The following is a 16902-nucleotide window of genomic DNA, read 5'->3' as shown; positions in this document are numbered from 1 at the left end:
TGACCGTTGTAAAACTTAGTATATTAAGATTTATTTTGACCAGTTCGTCATGAACATTTTCTCTGGACATAAATACTAAGCAAAACTAAGATAATATTGTTGCAATTCAGCCGTTATACTGTATATTTAGTAGATTCTAATATTATCTCCAACGCTTATATGAAGCTTCGTCTGACGTCCCTATTTGCTTTCATCGTGTTTGGCTTTACGTCATTTGCGCAAGAAGGTATACCTGTATATTTTGATTATTTGGCAGACAACTATTACTTGGTCTATCCTTCTATGGCCGGTATCGGTGAGGGAGGTAAGATTAGGGGAACTGCAAGAAAACAATGGTTCAATGTTGATGAGGCACCAAGTTTACAAACGTTAAATGCTCATTTTAGATTGGGAGAGTCAAATAGCGGTATTGGAGCGATTGTTTTTAACGATGCCAATGGATATCATTCGCAGACCGGGGTCAAGTTGACCTACGCGCATCACCTCAAATTAGGCGGTGATATTCGGTATCTGAACCAGCTTTCCTTTGGATTAAGTGGCGGGTTGCTGCAAAGTAACCTCGACGAGTCGGAATTTAGATCGGTCATACCTGACCCCGTGATTACGGGTTCAAACAACAGTGTAAGCTATTTCAACATGGATTTGGGAGTCTCCTATAGCAAAATGGAATTCTATGCCCATTTTGCGGCCCTCAATATACTGGGAACCGGGCGAGATCTATATTCGGCTATTGAATTTGACAATTTAAGGAGGTACTTGGTCTCAGCAGGTTACATTTTTGGTAAAAACGAAGTGCAGATCGAACCCTCGGTCTTATTCCAACTTACTGATTTTACTAAGGAAAAAACGCTCGATATCAATGCCAAAATATACAAGGATGTTGATTTTGGAAGAATTTGGGGCGGACTCTCGTATCGCAGAAGTTTTGATGGTGCGCAGTTTCAAACCGATGGTAGTTTTGGAGAACAGCGCCTGCAATTGATAACTCCCATAGTTGGAGCCAACATCGGTAATTTTCTGGTGTCGTATAACTACTCGTATCAAATGGGTGATATCCGATTTGACAACGGAGGATTTCACCAGATTACCTTGGGGTATGATTTCGGTCAATCCGAAAGAAAGTACGACTGTTATTGCCCAGCGGCCCAATAAAAAAATGGGCCCGTCAAGAAAAACTTGACAGACCCACTGCTAAACACCAACCAACTGCGTTCAACAATTTTTATTTCAGAATGTGGTTTCTGAGATTTGGTCGGTTGCTTATTCCCACTTGTAATTCTTGTTTTCCGCTTGTCGGGTAATGGCCTTGATCATCGCATTTTCCAATTCCCCCTTAGTCTCTTCTTTTTGATTCTTTGCGATATAGGCCTCTCGTTTTTTATTGAGTTCCTGAATCTCCATTTGAATCCGATTTCGCTCTGTTTTCTTTTCGACAATGTAAGCCTCGATTTCTGTATCGGATTTGCTTCTGAGCTCTTGGGGCAATTGCTCCTTGCTGATTTCATCTACTTCGATGATATCATCCTCGACCGCATCAACGAGATCCCAACTGTTGTTTTTGTACAGTCTTGAGCTCTTACTTACGGCACGTTTAACCGCAACACCTTCTTCCATTTCCATGGCATTCATATCTTGTGCTGATTGCAATTTCATTTTGGCTTGACCCAATGATCCGTAGGAGATATAAGTCTTGTTCAACTTTGAATTCAGTTCAATAATAACCTTGTCGTACGGGGTGGCGATATGCACCACTTGCTTGTTGTGATTGATGGCCATATATTCACCGCCGGTCAGCGTGGCTCCGTTTTTCCAATCTGTGTGAATTCCTTGCTCATAGTCACCGCAGAAAATGGTATTCACTACGATATCTTTCTCCTTGGCATTCGCTACTGCGTCTTTGTAGTTCAACTTTCCTTGAGTGAACGGTTCGTTCCCGGCAATGAATATCATTTTGAGGTTATCAGGATTTTTCCCCCATTCCAATTGTTTTAACGAGGTATGTATGACCGCCCCACAGAATTCCTCGCCCCCATTGGTGGTCAAGGAAAACAGTTTTTCCGAGATTTCATCCAGATCATCACTAAATCCCAAGACCTGTTGAATATAACCCTCTCGTGCAGAAAGACCATCATTGCCGTATTGATATAGGGCGATCTGTAAACTGGGTTGTACGTCGTTACCGCATTTGGCATGGGTAAATTTGTTGACAATGTCCCATAGTTGTGCTTTGGCCTGATTGATAAGCCCATCCATACTATTGCTAGTATCAAGGAGCAGTGCGATTTTTACGGCATTGTTCGCTTCTTTTTTTTCTTCTTTGGAAATTGCTTCTACCAGCAGTGTGGCATTGTTTTTCTTCTCTTTCTCCGGTGCACAGGCATGTATCGACATGGTGGTCAAGCAAAAGAGTGATAACCCTATGAGTAATTTTGATTTTTTCATGATTAACTTTTTTTAGATGCTGCGATTCCGCCCTACGTTTAGCGTAAATCTGTTGATTTATATTAAATTTTAGTTCTTATTTTTTCAATCGATAACAAAAGCAGGTATGCGAAGAGCGTCATGAAGGTCAGGGACAACATGAGCATTACATAGGTCTTTATAGTCCATTCCATCGCGACTTTCACGCGGTGCATGATTCCGATTTCAGTGACTCTTCCTTCCGATAACAAAACGTTTACCGTACAAAATTCATTTTCGTCATCAAAATTCCCCAGACTGACACCCAGCGCTTGCAGCTGTTGTTCTATTTCGAGAATCCGGTTTTCGAGCTGCATATATTCATCTATTCTCCCTCCTTTTGATTTGAGCTCTATCAACGAAGCTCGAATTTTTTCAAGTGATGTTTTCTTGGCGTTGAGCTCTTTGTATTCATTTGTTTTATCAGTCTTCGTGATTTGCTTTGACTGAATTTTTCCTACCGTGATGAGACGATTATAGATAGAATCAAAATTCTCGGGTGGAATTCCAATAATCAGGTTGAGCTTTCGATACCCTTTATTTCCACTTTTGTTTTCGAACTGTATAAGCCCGTCATACCCTTTTATGTGAAGTCTGATATTTTTTTCCATGGCTTCGAATTGGGTCGTAAATGACTTGATATCAGCTATTTTCTCATACTTCTGGTCAACTGCTGGAGATGCCAGACCGGAGTTCTGCTGATACTTTTTGGAAGCATAGTTTTTACGAATGCCCAATAATGGCGATTGCAATAGTAAAGATTCAGCGTTTTCCGTGCCCGGAATCATGCCGTTAGGCTGTGTCTGATATCCATAGGACAATCGGAAAATAAATAGCCCGATAAATACCAGCAAAAGCAAGGCGATAGTGGTTTTGATATGCTTCTTTGCGAAAGGCTTCATTCTTTTGTTTTAAAATTCCTTTATAGGTTTGATTCGGGGTAAAAGTAGGTTTGAACTTTTTCTAAAAAAATGAGGAATGAGTAAACAGGCGCTTTCAATGCGTAAACGTGATTTTTCATTTCGTAAAGTGATGGAAAAGGTCTATTAAAGGCTTATTTCTGGGAGTGACCGATTTTTTTGTAACTCATAAATCAGCTAAGTTTACGTTGTAGAGTTTGTAAGATGTCTAAACTGAAACACATACTGATTTTCTTTTTCATCGGATGCGTTACCCTTATCGCGCAAGTGCCCGAAAGCGGAAGAAATGTTCGAATAGAGGGAACGGTCCGCGGGGCGGAAAACCACACGCCTATTTCAGGAGTCGAGGTCTCGTCCAACAGGGGCGCGTATACAATTACCAATGGTTTGGGGGAATATGAGATTTCCGTGGCTATTGGCGATGTGTTGATTTTTAGTAGTGCGGAAATAGAAACCATTCGGCATCGCGTTCGTACCGATGAAGATGTGGATGTTTTGGTGAAAAATTATGATGCTGCCGAGCTATCTAAAAAACAAAAGGTCAGGTCAAAAAGTAGTTCCGTTACCGATGTGGTCGCAATGCATCAGAGCTATCTTGATTCGGCCAATCTGTATAAAAAACAAGACATAGAGAAAAGTATTGATTTTATAACGCAATCCATTGCGCAACTTGGAAAACGGTCTAATAAAAAGGAATTGGCCGCCTCGCTCACCGTTCTGGGCGAGGTGTATCGCTATCATGGGCAATACGATCTCGCCATTACTAGTTTTTTAGACGCCTTGGAGGCGTCAAAGTCCACTAAAACCACCATCTTCTTAGGCCAGGTCTACCTATTGAACAACGATTATGCCAGTGCGGAATCGACCCTGCTCCCATTAATTGGCGTAAAAGGTATGGTTCCATTTCAACGCGTACAGTTACTTGAGGGTCTTGGAGATGCCTATGCCGGATTGGGACAAACCGATAAAGCAGTCGACTTTTATGAAGAAGGGCTGGCCGTGGCGCGTAAGAGTCAGATTGCCCCGAAAATGACCGATTTAAATTCAAAAATTGCTGATGCCTATGCCAAGGATAACCGTGGCATTGAAGCTGAAGGGTTTTATGGTAACTCATTGAAGTTAGCGGAAAGTCAAGCGCCGCAACGCGCAATTCAGGAGAAAGAGAAGGTAGCCGACTTTTACAACAAAAAAAGGCGATATGATGAGGAAATAGAATTGCGAAAAAGGAGCCTTAACGAACTAAAAAAACTCCCTGAAGCCAAGGTAGAGACCAAGGGCATATCCATAGTGCCCGATACCATCTCGGCACAACGCATCAATTATAAAATCGCGAACGCTTATATTGCCCAAGATCAGTATGAAAAGGCGATTCCGTATCTCGAAAAGAGTATTGTACAGGCGGATACTGAAGATGATTTAATTGTTCAAAAAGATGCTACCCGTAAATTATCCGAAGTATATGAGTACAAAGGAGACTTCACCAAGGCTTTGGAAACCTATCAAGCATACGTTTCGGTAGTCGATACCTTGTATATCCGAAAAGAACAGGAAATCTCAAGGGCCGCTCGCTTTAATCGAGAGATTTCCGCCAAACAAAGCCGGATTTCGGGCCTTGAGCAGGAGCGCGAACTATCCCAAAGTAAATATGATCTGGCTTTGACGGAACAAGAGTTGGTTCGGGAAAACAACATACGTCAAAAATGGGTGATCTATTCCTTGATACTAGGGGTAATTATGTTGGCCTTGGCTACCTTCTTCTTTTACAGGAGCAATCAGCAGCAAAAATTGGCGAATAATCTGTTGGCATTGAAGTCACTGCGCTCACAAATGAACCCGCACTTTATTTTCAATGCACTTAATTCCGTCAACAACTACATCGCAAAGAGCGATGAACGAAGTGCCAATCGCTATTTAAGCGAGTTTTCGACCCTGATGCGCTCGGTTTTGGAAAACTCAGATGAAGACTTTATCCCTCTTGCCAAGGAACTAGAGCTCCTACAGCTTTATGTGAAACTCGAGCACTCCCGTTTTTCCGATAAGTTCGACTATGAAATTACCATTGACGAGCATGTCGACGTTTCGGCATTTCAAATTCCGCCCATGCTTTTACAGCCCTATATTGAAAATGCGATTTGGCATGGGTTGCGGTATAAAAAGGAAAAGGGGTATTTGAAAATCCATTTGAAACAAAAAGATAAAGATACCGTCACCATGACCATCTCGGATACTGGAATCGGTAGAAAGAAGTCGGCCGAATTGAAAACGGTCAATCAGAAGAAACAGAAATCAAAAGGTATGGGCAACATCAAAAAGCGAGTTGCCATTTTAAACGATATGTATAAAGACAAGGTAGATGTGCATATATCCGATCTGGAATCCGATGGTTCGGGTACCAAGGTGGTGTTTACCTTGAAAAAAGACTAATGTATGGCACTTAAAGCGATTATAGTTGAAGACGAGGCGAATAGTAGAGAGATATTACGCAACTATTTGACGAAGTATTGTCCGGAGGTAGCGTTGATCGGAGAAGCTGCGTCAATTGAGGAGGCGCAAAAGCTTGTGTCCGGTACCGATCTAGATTTGGTTTTTTTGGATGTTGAGATGCCCTTTGGAACCGGTTTCGATTTTCTTGACCAACTGCCCGATCGCACATTCGAAACGGTTTTTGTCACCGCCTACGACCATTACGCCATCGATGCCCTTAACAATCACGCGGCGTATTATTTGATGAAGCCCATAAATATTGATGAATTGATCAAGGCAGTGGCCTACGTAAAAGAGATCCGACAAAAAGAGGATGCGCTTGAGGATCAGGTATTAAAACCCAAGTTAAAACAAGTCGCCGGCAAAATTACATTACCGCAACAAGATGGATTTCAAATTTTGGACGTCGCCGATATTGTGTTCTGCAAAGCGGATGACAATTACACTGAAATCCACCTGGAACAAAAAAAGATATTGGTGAGCAAGACCCTAAAGTATTTTGAGGAGGCACTTTCAGAATTTCCCTTTGCTAGAATCCATAAATCGTATTTGGTCAATGTCAATGAGGTGGTCAAGTACAAAAAGGGGAAAGGAGGCAGTGTGATCGTTTCAAACGGGAAAGAGTTATTGGTCTCCGCATCCAAGAAAAAAGAATTACTTGCCTATTTTTAGAGTATTCATAAAAGAGATGATATGATTGTTAAGACGGTAAATGGAAAGACCCCGATAATAGGGGAGGACTGCTATATCGCTGAAAATGCGACCATTGTAGGCGATGTGAGCATGGGAAAGCAGTGCAGTATATGGTTCAATGCCGTTTTACGGGGCGATGTGCATTTTATTAAGTTGGGTGATAAAGTAAATGTACAAGATGGTGCAGTGGTCCATTGTACGTACCTGAAATCACCCACTACCATCGGTAATAACGTTTCGATAGGCCATAATGCCATAGTACATGGGTGCACGATTAAAGATAATGTGTTGATCGGCATGGGTAGCATTGTTATGGATGACTGTATTGTTGAAAGTAATAGTATCATCGCCGCTGGGGCTGTAGTCACTAAGGGCACCCACGTGCCAGCCGGAAGTATCTTCGCCGGAACACCCGCAAAAAAAATCAAAGATATCAGTCCCGAACTCAGCTCGGGCGAGATTGATCGGATTGCCGATAATTATGTTAAATATTCGAGTTGGTTTAAAGAGGATCAATAAGCCAATAGAGTAGGGTTTTTGCCCCTTCAAATGTTAAGAGATTAACGAATTCGTACAACTTTAATAGGAAATCTGAATCCTTTGATTTCGTAGGATTCAAGCCATTTTTATTCCTTATTTTTGCCGCTCAAAACAACACATATGAACGCATATATATTTCCAGGTCAAGGCGCCCAATTTGTAGGCATGGGCTTAGACCTATACGAAAAGTACCCAAAGGCGCAGGAAATGTTTGAGGACGCTAACGAGATTCTAGGTTTTACCATCACCGATATTATGTTTGAGGGTACTCCTGAAGAACTAAAGGAAACCAAAGTCACCCAACCTGCCATATTTTTGCATTCCGTGGTTTTAAGTGCGGTCATGGGTGAAAATTTCAAGCCTGATATGGTGGCAGGACATTCCTTGGGTGAGTTTTCAGCACTCGTGGCCAATGGGGTATTGAATTTTGAAGATGGCTTAAAGCTGGTGTCCCAAAGGGCTTTGGCGATGCAAAAAGCCTGTGAGCTGCAGCCAAGTGCGATGGCAGCGGTATTGGGCTTGGACGATGAACGCGTCGAGGAGATTTGCAAGGCTACGCCCGGTATTGTAGTCGCGGCAAATTATAATTGTCCCGGACAACTGGTCATTTCCGGAGAAGTTTCGGCGATCGAGACCGCGTGTGAGCGAATGAAGGAAGCAGGGGCGCGAAGAGCGTTGGTCCTTCCCGTCGGAGGGGCATTTCATTCGCCCCTAATGGAACCCGCACGAGAAGAGTTGGCCACCGCTATTGAGAAAACCAGTTTCAATACCGCTACTTGTCCAATTTACCAGAATGTGACCACCTATGCCATAAGTGATTCCGATGAAATCAAAAAAAATCTGATTTCACAGTTAACCGCTCCTGTAAAATGGACACAAAGTGTTCAAAACATGATAAAAGATGGCGCCAATCACTTCACTGAAGTCGGCCCTGGAAAGGTTTTACAAGGCTTGGTCAAAAAAATAAACCGAGACATGGAAACTACCTCGGCGATTCTTACGTAAGTACCTTTGACGACATAAACGGTATTTCATCTAGTAAACCCATGTTTGAACCTTTATTTAAGGTAATAGGCGTTTTTTTTAGTAATATTGATTCCCAAATTTTGCCCGTATATAATATCTACTCGTGCTGTAAAGTGAATTTTTTGCATTCATTGCACAGCGTATGAAATTGAAAAGAGGACAATCTAAAAAGTCTACGGACCTATTCAAGTATTTGAAGAGGTTTACCATAGCGGCATTTTTTCTGATTGGTTTGGTCGCGCGGGGCCAAATAACAATTGTTGCCACGGATGCTGTTGCCGAGGAGACTACTGCGCCAACCTTACCGAATACGGCTTCTTTTACCGTTGCTAGGCCTGCTGGTCTTTCCCCAGGAATAATTGTTAATTATACAGTTAGCGGTACTGCTTCACCAGTCGATGATTTTACGGCGTTGACGGGTTCGCTCAACCTGCTTAATGGTAGTGTTACGATTCCTGGCCCGATTACAAATACCGCGGATATCATACTCTCTGGCATCGTCGATGATGACTTAGTTGAATTGCCGGAAACAGTTATTATCACTCTGATAAGCTTTACCACCGATAATTTTAATTTTACACCCATATTAGGTCAGAGTGCCACGGCAACCATAGAAAGTGAGGACATTGGCACATTCACTATAACTACCGTAGACGGTGATGCCGCAGAGGAAGACCCGTTGACCGCTGTTGGAGAGGCTGAATTTCGAGTAGACCTAGACAAGGAAAATGCTACAGGAACCGATGTTACCTTACCCTACATCATCGGAGGTGATGATCCAGGAGGAGCTCCTGATTATACGATTGTTGGGGGGTCTCCACTAACTTTCCCGGCTGGAACCACATCATTGACCATTCGAATTCTGCCAGAAGATGATTCAGAGGTAGAGGATGATGAAGAAGTAACCATTACCCTAGGTACCCCGAGTAATGATGCCTTGTTCGATGTTGGCAGTCCCAATATAGGTTCGGCCGTCATTAAAGACAATGATTGTGGCGTAGGCGATGATGAACCTGAGTTCAATGCTACGCCAACTTCCCTTTGCGATGTAACAGGTGTTAATTTGAATACGTACGTTGATATATTACCTGGTTTCACCTTAAGATGGAGTACCTTGGTCAACCCAACGGAGGGGCAACTGCTTTCTGGTACTGGGGTAACTGCAGCAGCGGCAGGTACTTATTATGCCTTTTACGTGGCAGGTGCGGGTGCAACTTTTTGTACGAGTGATCCCTCAGACCCTTTGGTGATTACCATAAATGCAACTCCTTCAGCAGGTACGGCAGTTGCGAATATCGACGAGTATTGCAACAATGCTTCCAATCAGTTTACGCCGCGTTCGGTTGATTTGGATAATCTGATTACGGGTGAGGCAGCGGGAAATTGGGCTGCGGAAAATAGTAATCCACAGCCAGTTGCTATTTCAGGGGCTAATGTGGTTAATTTTGATAATGTACAGGAGGGCACCTACGAATTCACCTATACGACTACCGGAGCACAAGGAGCCTGTTCAAACGCGTCCACGACCATTTCAATCGTGGTGAAAGATTGTGATTTGTGTGCCGATATTCCTGCGCCTGATTTGGACGAAGATCTCCAGAGTATTTTTTGTGGCCCTATACCTGACGATTTGAGACTGAACGACTTTGCCCCGAATACGAGCCCCGCGCCGGGCAACCTTCCTTTAAAGTGGGCCACTAACGAAGCGGATCCGCTCAATAGCATCGTACCCTCTAGTGTAGAGGAAAACCCATTGCCCGGTACCTATTATGGATTTTATTTAGATGTTTCCAGTGGATGTCTTACTCCTCCTACCGCGACGTTGCGAATCTCTTCTAAGCAGGTTCCGGCGGTTACCGCTACAAATGGTGAGGCAAGATGTGGCCCTGGTTCCGTTAGTTTGACTGCAGCGGTTTCCTTAAATGCGACCATCAATTGGTTTGCAAGCGAGACTAGCGATATTATTTTGGCTTCAGGCCCGAATTTTAGCACCAACGTATCCCAAACAACGACCTTTTGGGTAGAGGCGACCTTAAACGATTGCCAATCTGAGCGAGTGGCCGTAGTGGCAACCGTAATTCCGCAACCTTCCGCGGGAATTCCCCAGAATGGCGGTAATGCTTCCGCCTGTAGTGATCCCAGCAATGGTCCGACTATTTTGGATCTAGACGATTTGATTGTTGGTGAAGATATTGGAATTTGGGTATTTACAAGTGGACCGACGGGGGAGAGTGTAGCAGTGGCCTCGAACAACATTATCGACTTTGAGGATAGGGCCGATGGTGACTATGTGTTTACTTTCACGACCACGGGGGCTCAAGCGCCTTGTGTGAATGAATCATCGGTCATTACGATTTCGGTGAACGACTGTGATGTAGACTCCGATTTGGACGGACTTTTCGATGGCCCTGAAGCAACTCTAGGTACTGATCCTAACAATCCCGATACGGATGGAGATGGTATTGGTGATCTTGAAGAAGTAGGTGGTGATATAGAGAATCCATTAGATGAGGACGAAGATGGAATTATCGATGCCCTTGATTCGAATATTCTTGATACCGACATGGATGGTGTCGTGGATCAGTTAGATCCTGCAAATACCAATCCGTGTATCCCAAATACACTGAACGGCGTATGTGATAGTGACGGTGATGATATTCCTGATAGCCAGGAAATCGCCGATGAAACGGATCCTTTGGACCCCTGTGATCCGAATCCTGATCATCCTAATTGCAACCCTTCGCCGATTGATCTTGAAGTTGTAAAAGAAGTGGATAATATCGATGCGCAAATCGGAGATACGGTGGTCTTTACGATTACCGTGCGGAACACCGATGCCGTTCGAAAAGCAAGAAGCATTATTATAGGTGACCTTTTAGAGAGTGGGTTCGAATATGTGTCCCATGCAGCCCCAATTGAGGATTACGACCCTTTAACAGGGGAGTGGCAAATACTTGAAATTTTACCTTCCGAAGAAGCGGTCTTGGAAATAACCGCCCTGATATTAGAAGGAGGTACGTATGTGAACACGGCTGAGCTGCTCGATTCTTTTCCTATGGACGAAACCCTGGCGAATAATGAATCGACGGTAACACTGCCGATAGTATTGCCAGAAGGAATCGATTTGATACTTGAAAAAACTGCCGTCAGTACCAATCCATTGGTCAATGACGAAGTTATTTTTTCAATAAAAATCACCAACGCCTCTATTGATGAATTACCGGTCACCAATATTGAGGTAGAGGATATTATCGCTGAAGACAGTGGTTTTGTCTACATCGATTATACAGCCGAGTTTGGTGATTATGATGTTGCTACGGGTATATGGTCCATTGAAAGTTTGGCGAAAGGGCAAGAGGTCACTCTGCAAATACGGGTCAGTGTACCCTCGGAAGGTCGATTTACGAATATGGCCCGAATTCGCAGATCTTCACCCGCTGATGGCAATCCTGAAAATAATGAAGCTACCGTAGAAGTGAACGTAAGTCTACCGACACCTGCTGATGTAGGCTTTCTATTCAATCAATTTTCGCCGAACGGGGACGGTACCAATGATGTGTTGAAGGTAAATAGAACCGATAGTGATACCAATCAAGAGGTGGACATTTTGTATAATGTTCAAATTTTCAATAGGTACGGCAATCTGGTCTATGAGGCGAATTCGAAGACCGATAGCGAAGTTTGGGATGGTTCATGGAAAGGAAAAGACGCGCCAGGGGGTACTTATTTTTATATTATGAGCATTGATTTAGGAAATGGTCCTGAACCAAAAAAAGGCTGGATACAGCTGATAAGATGATACTCGGAATGACGTACCATACATACTCGAAACTGCCTTTTAAAAGTTGCTTGACGCTATTATTTCTTTGTAGCGGTATCTTTTTGGCAAAGGCCCAAAAAGAACCTCAGTATACGCAATACATGTACAATATCGGAAGCTTTAATCCTGGCTATGTGGGCACCACCGAAACACCGGAGATTATGGCATTGTACAGAGCGCAGTGGGTAAGCGTTCCCGGTGCGCCGAGAACCATAAGAGTGGGAACCAACCTGCCTTTTTCAAATGAAAAAATGGGTATGGGATTCAATGTGGTCAGTGACCAAATAGGCCCATCTACCCAAACCTATGTTGATTTGGCCTATTCCTATCAATTCAATGTTTCCGAAAATACAAAACTATCTTTTGGTATGGATGTGGGTGGCTCTTTTCTGAATGTCGATTTTGCAAAGGGTACCTTTGAGAATCCTGGAGAACCGATACTAGATAGAGAGAAAATAAATCGATTTTATCCGACAATAGGTGCAGGCCTCTTTTTGTATGGGGAAGATACTTGGTATTTGGGCGCATCGATACCCAATTTTTTGACCGATGGTATTTATAATGATGATGTAGCGACTATTGTTGAAGACAATGTACAGTTCAATTTTATCGGCGGTTATGTTTTTGACCTTTCTGAAACGCTCAAGTTCAAACCGGCCTTCTTGTTGAATTATATTAATGGTTCCCCACTGAATACCAATATATCCGCTAATTTTTTGTTCAATGAAAGATTCACTGCTGGGGTCTCTTATAGAGTAGATAATGCCTTTAGCGGTCTAGCCGGTTTTCAAATCGGTAGCGGTACTTTTATCGGATACGCCTACGACTATAATACCAATGCGTTGGGGGAGTTCAATAGTGGTTCGCATGAGGTCATCCTTAAATTTTATTTGGGAGGTCGAGAAGGTGGAGCGAGTACCGGTATTAAAAACCAGAAGTTGAAAGGCAAACCAAAACAAATAGATACACCTAGATTCTTCTAACAAGACAACATGAGAATTAAGCTATTCATACTGTTTTTTGTGGCGGTCGCTAGCAACGCCCAAGCCCAGGAAATAACCTCAAGGGGCGATAAAGCCTTTTATGGCTATAATTATAAACAGGCCATTGTGGAATATCAAAAAGATATGTCCAATGGAAAATTGATTACGAACCATCAACTTCTGAACTTGGCCGATTCTTATTTCAGAACAGGAGATTACAAAAAGGCAACGAAGCTCTATCTGGATATTAATAAGAAGGAAGATAGTATCATTAGTGCCAATCGATTTAATATGATGTTGCAGAGTTTGGCCAAAACTTCAGAACCGGAAAGGGTCAAAGCTTTTATGAATTCGAAGAGAGATCAGCTCACCAATGAACTATTCGAAAACGCCGAGTTCAATTTTCAGCTTCTGGAGACCGACAACCCATCGGAGACCGAGGTAGACCTGTTCAATGCAAACGGAAACAGTGCGCAAGCTGATCTGTCACCTTCTTTTTATAAGAACAAATTGTTGTTTAGCAGTTCTAGATCTCAAAAATCAAAAAAGGTGTACGGACCGTCTGGAGAATCTTATCTGGATATCTATGTGGCAAGGATTGCGGAGAGCGGCAGAATCCTTAACCCCAATACCTTTGCTGATATTCCTGATTCTAAGTATCACAAGTCGACCCCATACTATTCGGAGGAAATGGGACGTTTGTTTTATATTCTGTCCAATGCCGAAGAAGGTCAACTTTCTTTCGATGAAAAGGGGAAGAATGCGCTTGCAATCGGCATGGTATATGACGGTGGTTTCTTTCGATTTTTGTTGCGCGATTTGAGTACGTCATTCTACTACCCGTTTTTCGACCATGTCAATGGCAAGCTTTATTTTGCCGCTAATTTTGACGATGGATATGGGGGTACGGATATTTATTTTGTATATATCAATAATGGTCAGATTATGTCAGAACCTATTAATCTCGGTTCTAGGATAAATTCACCAGGCAATGAAATCGCTCCTTTTATACACGACGGAAGTCTTTATTTCTCATCCGACGTTTTTTACGGACTGGGGGGGATGGATATCTATAAATCGAACTTTCAGCCAGATAATGACTTTAGCATTCCGGTCAATATCGGTGCAGGGATCAATTCTTCGTCTGATGATTTTGGTTTGATTATGCGAGAAGACCAGAAAAAAGGTCTCCTTGGGTATTTTGCGTCCAATCGGCCTGGGGGTTTGGGCAAAGATGATATTTACGGCTTTGTAATGAAGAACAAACCCGGTTTAAAAACGTTCTCACTTAAGGGTAAGGTGGTCAACCTTTCTTCGAATCAAGGAATTTCCGAAGCTCAGATCCGATTAGTGGGGAAAGATGGACAGTTGCTCAAAGAGCTTTTTACTTCAACAGATGGTAATTTCAGGGTAGAAATACCAAGGCAAGAGGAAATCACCGTACAGGGTACCAAAGCGGGTCATTCCGTTTTCACGGCGACTTACGCCGGCGCTGAGCTGGAAGAAATACAAGGTGGGTCGTTCAATATGGGAATTGTTGCCTTGGATGACTTAGTGAGCGAGGTAGAAGGCAAGAACGTTCTGGATATCGGAAAGTTTGTATTCGCAAGATATAAGAGCGATGTTACGCCCGCCATTGCGACAGAATTGGATAAAGTAGCCGACGCGGTAGCAAGATTCCCGCAACTTCAGATCGAAATCGAGACCCATACCGATAGCAGGGGAAGCAATAGTTCAAATAAAAGAATTTCCCAAAATCGGGCCGATGCCATAAAAGACTACCTACTCAAGAGAGGAATGTCGTCTTCAAACGTGCGAAGTGCCGTGGGTTATGGTGAAGAGCGAATCATGAACAATTGTACCAATGGGGTGTATTGTCTTGATTTCTTGCATGAACAAAATATGCGAACACTTTTTGTGGTCTCCAATTACGATGAACTCAAGTAAGCAGTTACAGTATTCATTTGTTTCTGATTGCTTTTGTGTGCACTACAACACCTCTAAGTAGAGATAGTACAACGAAAAGAAACTTAAGAAAACGATGCCCATATAGGTCAGAATGCGCAGCCACGGCTTTGGCCTATCATTCGGGTGCACATCTTCACTCATCACGTTTTTGAGGTTCATATAACCAATAATAGGTGCTACAACGAAAGATACGAATGTAGCTAAGGCCACTAGTTTGCCCATATTGGCAGAAAAGGCAGCTATGACGACGTAATTGATCGCCGCTAAAATGAGTACTGCCAAAGCGAAGAAAATCTTTTTGCCTGAGAGTTGTATTTTAGGAGAAAGTAGATCTATAATATCCAAACTCACTCTTGATACGGCATCATGGGCGGTCATACACGTACTGAACATGGTCGCAAATGCCGAGATAGCAATAAAAAGATAGGCCCAAGACCCGATATGTGTCGTGAACAATTGAACGACTTGGTCGGCAAAGATTACGGAGTTGCCACTTAACTCGGTGTTGGTGCCATAAAGCGTAAACCATCCGATAATCAAGAAAAACAGGGCCAAGATGGCCGTCATAAAATACCCTATATTAAATTCATGAAGTGATTCTTTTAATGAAGGTTTTTGTTGTTGTGTTTTCCATTTTTCGATACTCCAAAGACTTACCCAGCTCGAAGCCTCTACCGTAGTGGGCATCCAGCCCATAAGACTAATAAGAAAGAGAATACTGGCATTTTCGAAAATAGGGGTAGGAGTGAAATCGGATACAGTACTTACCTGTCCTTTATAAACGACCAAGACCGTAGTAATAATGAGAGCCGCAAAGAGAATGGTGACAACGAATTTCAAGGAAACCTCAAGAAATCTATAGCGGCCAACAATCAAAAGCGCACTGATAAGCACAAATAAGGCCAGCGCAATATATGAAAGTTCGATACCCTGAACTTTGAATAGATTAATGAATAGTCCGGCCGTCACAGTATAGAGAGCGGCCAAAATAGTAAAGGTGGTAAAAAGTGTGATGAAGGCATAAAACCATAAATACCCTTTTCCGCGATTACGGTACCCTTCAATTAGGGTTTTATCGGTGACGTTGGTATAACGCACTCCAAACTCAAAGAAAGGATATTTGAAGATATTGGCCAGAATAATGGGGACTGCCATAATCCACCCATATTGTGCTCCGGCTTTAGTGGATAGAACAAGATGTGATGTGCCAATGGCCATACTGGCAAATAAAAGGCCGGGACCTAAGTTTTTGAGTAAGGTTTTGAAAGCTGTCATAGGATATTTGTCTCCTAAAATAAACATTTTGTTGGTGTAACGTTCTTCGGTTACTTGATTTTGATCTTTTCTCCAAAGAACTTGGGCTGCGTATTGAAGACCAAGTCAACAAATACTTTGACACGCGCCAAATATTCACGAAGATGAACCCGTAGTCCGCTATTGCCGGAAACATCCTTGGCGTTGAAACCAATAGCGGTAAGACCTTTTTTCTCGGCGAGATAGATAGCCCTTTCGTTGTGGAACTTCTGGGATATTACGGTAACACGCTCAACACCAAAGACCTCTTTTGCGCGAACAACGGAGTCTAGGGTACGAAAACCGGCATAATCCAAATAAATCTTTTCACCTGGGATACCCCCAGCGATAAGATCTTTTTTAATGGTCTTGGGCTCATTATAATATTTCGTTCCGTTATCACCACTGACCAAAACAAACTCGATTTTTCCAGCTTTATATAGGGCTATGGTCGCCGAAATTCTATTGCTGTAGTACAGATTTGGTCGGCCACCTATTAAGTTTTTTGCAGTACCAAGAACCAGACCGACCCGATTCTTCGCCACCTCTTCCACCGCGGAAAAGGTTTTTCCCTCAGCCGCACTACTGATGACGAAATTGGATAGTAGAATGGAAAGGAATGCTATGGCCAATAGCCATCCCAAAAGTTTAAAATACTTCTTCATTTTGGTTCGATGGTGGGCTAAAGGTAGAAAAATACCCTGTATGTATCGCT

The 16902-nt window shown here is 42.8% G+C and carries 12 protein-coding genes; 8 read left to right on the top strand and 4 right to left on the bottom strand.

What is annotated here, in order from left to right; all coding sequences use genetic code 11:
* The first annotated feature begins 159 nt into the window (after positions 1 to 159).
* Positions 160 to 1152, top strand: coding sequence for a PorP/SprF family type IX secretion system membrane protein (locus tag ACKWCA_RS00775; protein ID WP_413976226.1), 993 nt, complete (start codon positions 160 to 162; stop codon positions 1150 to 1152).
* Between the two features lie 108 nt (positions 1153 to 1260).
* Here ACKWCA_RS00775 and ACKWCA_RS00770 read toward each other — a convergent pair whose 3' ends face one another.
* Both ACKWCA_RS00770 and ACKWCA_RS00765 read right to left on the bottom strand, forming a co-directional pair.
* Complete coding sequence (locus ACKWCA_RS00770; RefSeq protein WP_413976225.1) at positions 1261 to 2442, bottom strand: vWA domain-containing protein; 1182 nt, start codon at positions 2440 to 2442, stop codon at positions 1261 to 1263.
* Between the two features lie 62 nt (positions 2443 to 2504).
* Complete coding sequence (locus ACKWCA_RS00765; RefSeq protein ID WP_413976224.1) at positions 2505 to 3362, bottom strand: DUF4349 domain-containing protein; 858 nt, start codon at positions 3360 to 3362, stop codon at positions 2505 to 2507.
* Positions 3363 to 3584: 222 nt separating this feature from the next.
* Here ACKWCA_RS00765 and ACKWCA_RS00760 point away from each other — a divergent pair, with 222 nt between their 5' ends.
* The 7 genes from ACKWCA_RS00760 to ACKWCA_RS00730 all read left to right on the top strand — a co-directional run bounded on the left by ACKWCA_RS00760 (position 3585) and on the right by ACKWCA_RS00730 (position 14873).
* Positions 3585 to 5804: a tetratricopeptide repeat-containing sensor histidine kinase gene (locus ACKWCA_RS00760; protein WP_413976223.1), complete on the top strand. Its 2220-nt coding sequence runs from the start codon at positions 3585 to 3587 to the stop codon at positions 5802 to 5804.
* Positions 5805 to 5807: 3 nt separating this feature from the next.
* Complete coding sequence (locus ACKWCA_RS00755; protein WP_413976222.1) at positions 5808 to 6536, top strand: LytR/AlgR family response regulator transcription factor; 729 nt, start codon at positions 5808 to 5810, stop codon at positions 6534 to 6536.
* 21 nt (positions 6537 to 6557) lie between these two features.
* Positions 6558 to 7076 (top strand): gamma carbonic anhydrase family protein, encoded by a 519-nt coding sequence (locus ACKWCA_RS00750; RefSeq protein ID WP_413976221.1) that lies wholly within the window; start codon positions 6558 to 6560, stop codon positions 7074 to 7076.
* A gap of 141 nt (positions 7077 to 7217) precedes the next feature.
* The gene (gene fabD, locus ACKWCA_RS00745) at positions 7218 to 8102 is read left to right on the top strand and encodes an ACP S-malonyltransferase (protein WP_413976220.1); all 885 of its coding nucleotides are present in this window, start codon (positions 7218 to 7220) and stop codon (positions 8100 to 8102) included.
* 163 nt (positions 8103 to 8265) lie between these two features.
* The gene (locus ACKWCA_RS00740) at positions 8266 to 11922 is read left to right on the top strand and encodes a T9SS type B sorting domain-containing protein (protein ID WP_413976219.1); all 3657 of its coding nucleotides are present in this window, start codon (positions 8266 to 8268) and stop codon (positions 11920 to 11922) included.
* Between the two features lie 8 nt (positions 11923 to 11930).
* Positions 11931 to 12926, top strand: coding sequence for a PorP/SprF family type IX secretion system membrane protein (locus ACKWCA_RS00735; protein WP_413976218.1), 996 nt, complete (start codon positions 11931 to 11933; stop codon positions 12924 to 12926).
* Positions 12927 to 12935: 9 nt separating this feature from the next.
* Positions 12936 to 14873 carry an OmpA family protein gene (locus ACKWCA_RS00730; protein ID WP_413976217.1) on the top strand — a complete coding sequence of 646 codons (1938 nt, stop codon included), beginning with the start codon at positions 12936 to 12938 and terminating at the stop codon, positions 14871 to 14873.
* 42 nt (positions 14874 to 14915) lie between these two features.
* Here the strand turns inward: ACKWCA_RS00730 and ACKWCA_RS00725 are convergent, their stop codons facing one another.
* Positions 14916 to 16169, bottom strand: a complete 1254-nt coding sequence (locus tag ACKWCA_RS00725) for an NRAMP family divalent metal transporter (protein WP_413976216.1) — start codon at positions 16167 to 16169, stop codon at positions 14916 to 14918.
* Positions 16170 to 16219: 50 nt separating this feature from the next.
* The gene (locus ACKWCA_RS00720; protein WP_413976215.1) at positions 16220 to 16852 is read right to left on the bottom strand and encodes a SanA/YdcF family protein; all 633 of its coding nucleotides are present in this window, start codon (positions 16850 to 16852) and stop codon (positions 16220 to 16222) included.
* Positions 16853 to 16902 lie beyond the last annotated feature (50 nt).

Source organism: Maribacter corallii (assembly GCF_047345415.1).
Classification (GTDB): Bacteria; Bacteroidota; Bacteroidia; order Flavobacteriales; family Flavobacteriaceae; genus Maribacter_C.
This window is presented reverse-complemented; position numbering and strand designations above follow the sequence as displayed.

What these genes read in the sequence shown, in the direction of transcription:
- ACKWCA_RS00775 (WP_413976226.1), top strand. Translation starts at nt 160, where the DNA reads ATGAAGCTTCGTCTGACGTCCCTATTTGCTTTCATCGTGTTTGGCTTT.
- ACKWCA_RS00755 (WP_413976222.1), top strand. Translation starts at nt 5,808, where the DNA reads ATGGCACTTAAAGCGATTATAGTTGAAGACGAGGCGAATAGTAGAGAG.
- ACKWCA_RS00760 (WP_413976223.1), top strand. Translation starts at nt 3,585, where the DNA reads ATGTCTAAACTGAAACACATACTGATTTTCTTTTTCATCGGATGCGTT.
- ACKWCA_RS00765 (WP_413976224.1), bottom strand. Translation starts at nt 3,362, where the DNA reads ATGAAGCCTTTCGCAAAGAAGCATATCAAAACCACTATCGCCTTGCTT.
- ACKWCA_RS00740 (WP_413976219.1), top strand. Translation starts at nt 8,266, where the DNA reads ATGAAATTGAAAAGAGGACAATCTAAAAAGTCTACGGACCTATTCAAG.
- ACKWCA_RS00730 (WP_413976217.1), top strand. Translation starts at nt 12,936, where the DNA reads ATGAGAATTAAGCTATTCATACTGTTTTTTGTGGCGGTCGCTAGCAAC.
- ACKWCA_RS00770 (WP_413976225.1), bottom strand. Translation starts at nt 2,442, where the DNA reads ATGAAAAAATCAAAATTACTCATAGGGTTATCACTCTTTTGCTTGACC.
- ACKWCA_RS00725 (WP_413976216.1), bottom strand. Translation starts at nt 16,169, where the DNA reads ATGACAGCTTTCAAAACCTTACTCAAAAACTTAGGTCCCGGCCTTTTA.
- ACKWCA_RS00750 (WP_413976221.1), top strand. Translation starts at nt 6,558, where the DNA reads ATGATTGTTAAGACGGTAAATGGAAAGACCCCGATAATAGGGGAGGAC.
- fabD (WP_413976220.1), top strand. Translation starts at nt 7,218, where the DNA reads ATGAACGCATATATATTTCCAGGTCAAGGCGCCCAATTTGTAGGCATG.
- ACKWCA_RS00735 (WP_413976218.1), top strand. Translation starts at nt 11,931, where the DNA reads ATGACGTACCATACATACTCGAAACTGCCTTTTAAAAGTTGCTTGACG.
- ACKWCA_RS00720 (WP_413976215.1), bottom strand. Translation starts at nt 16,852, where the DNA reads ATGAAGAAGTATTTTAAACTTTTGGGATGGCTATTGGCCATAGCATTC.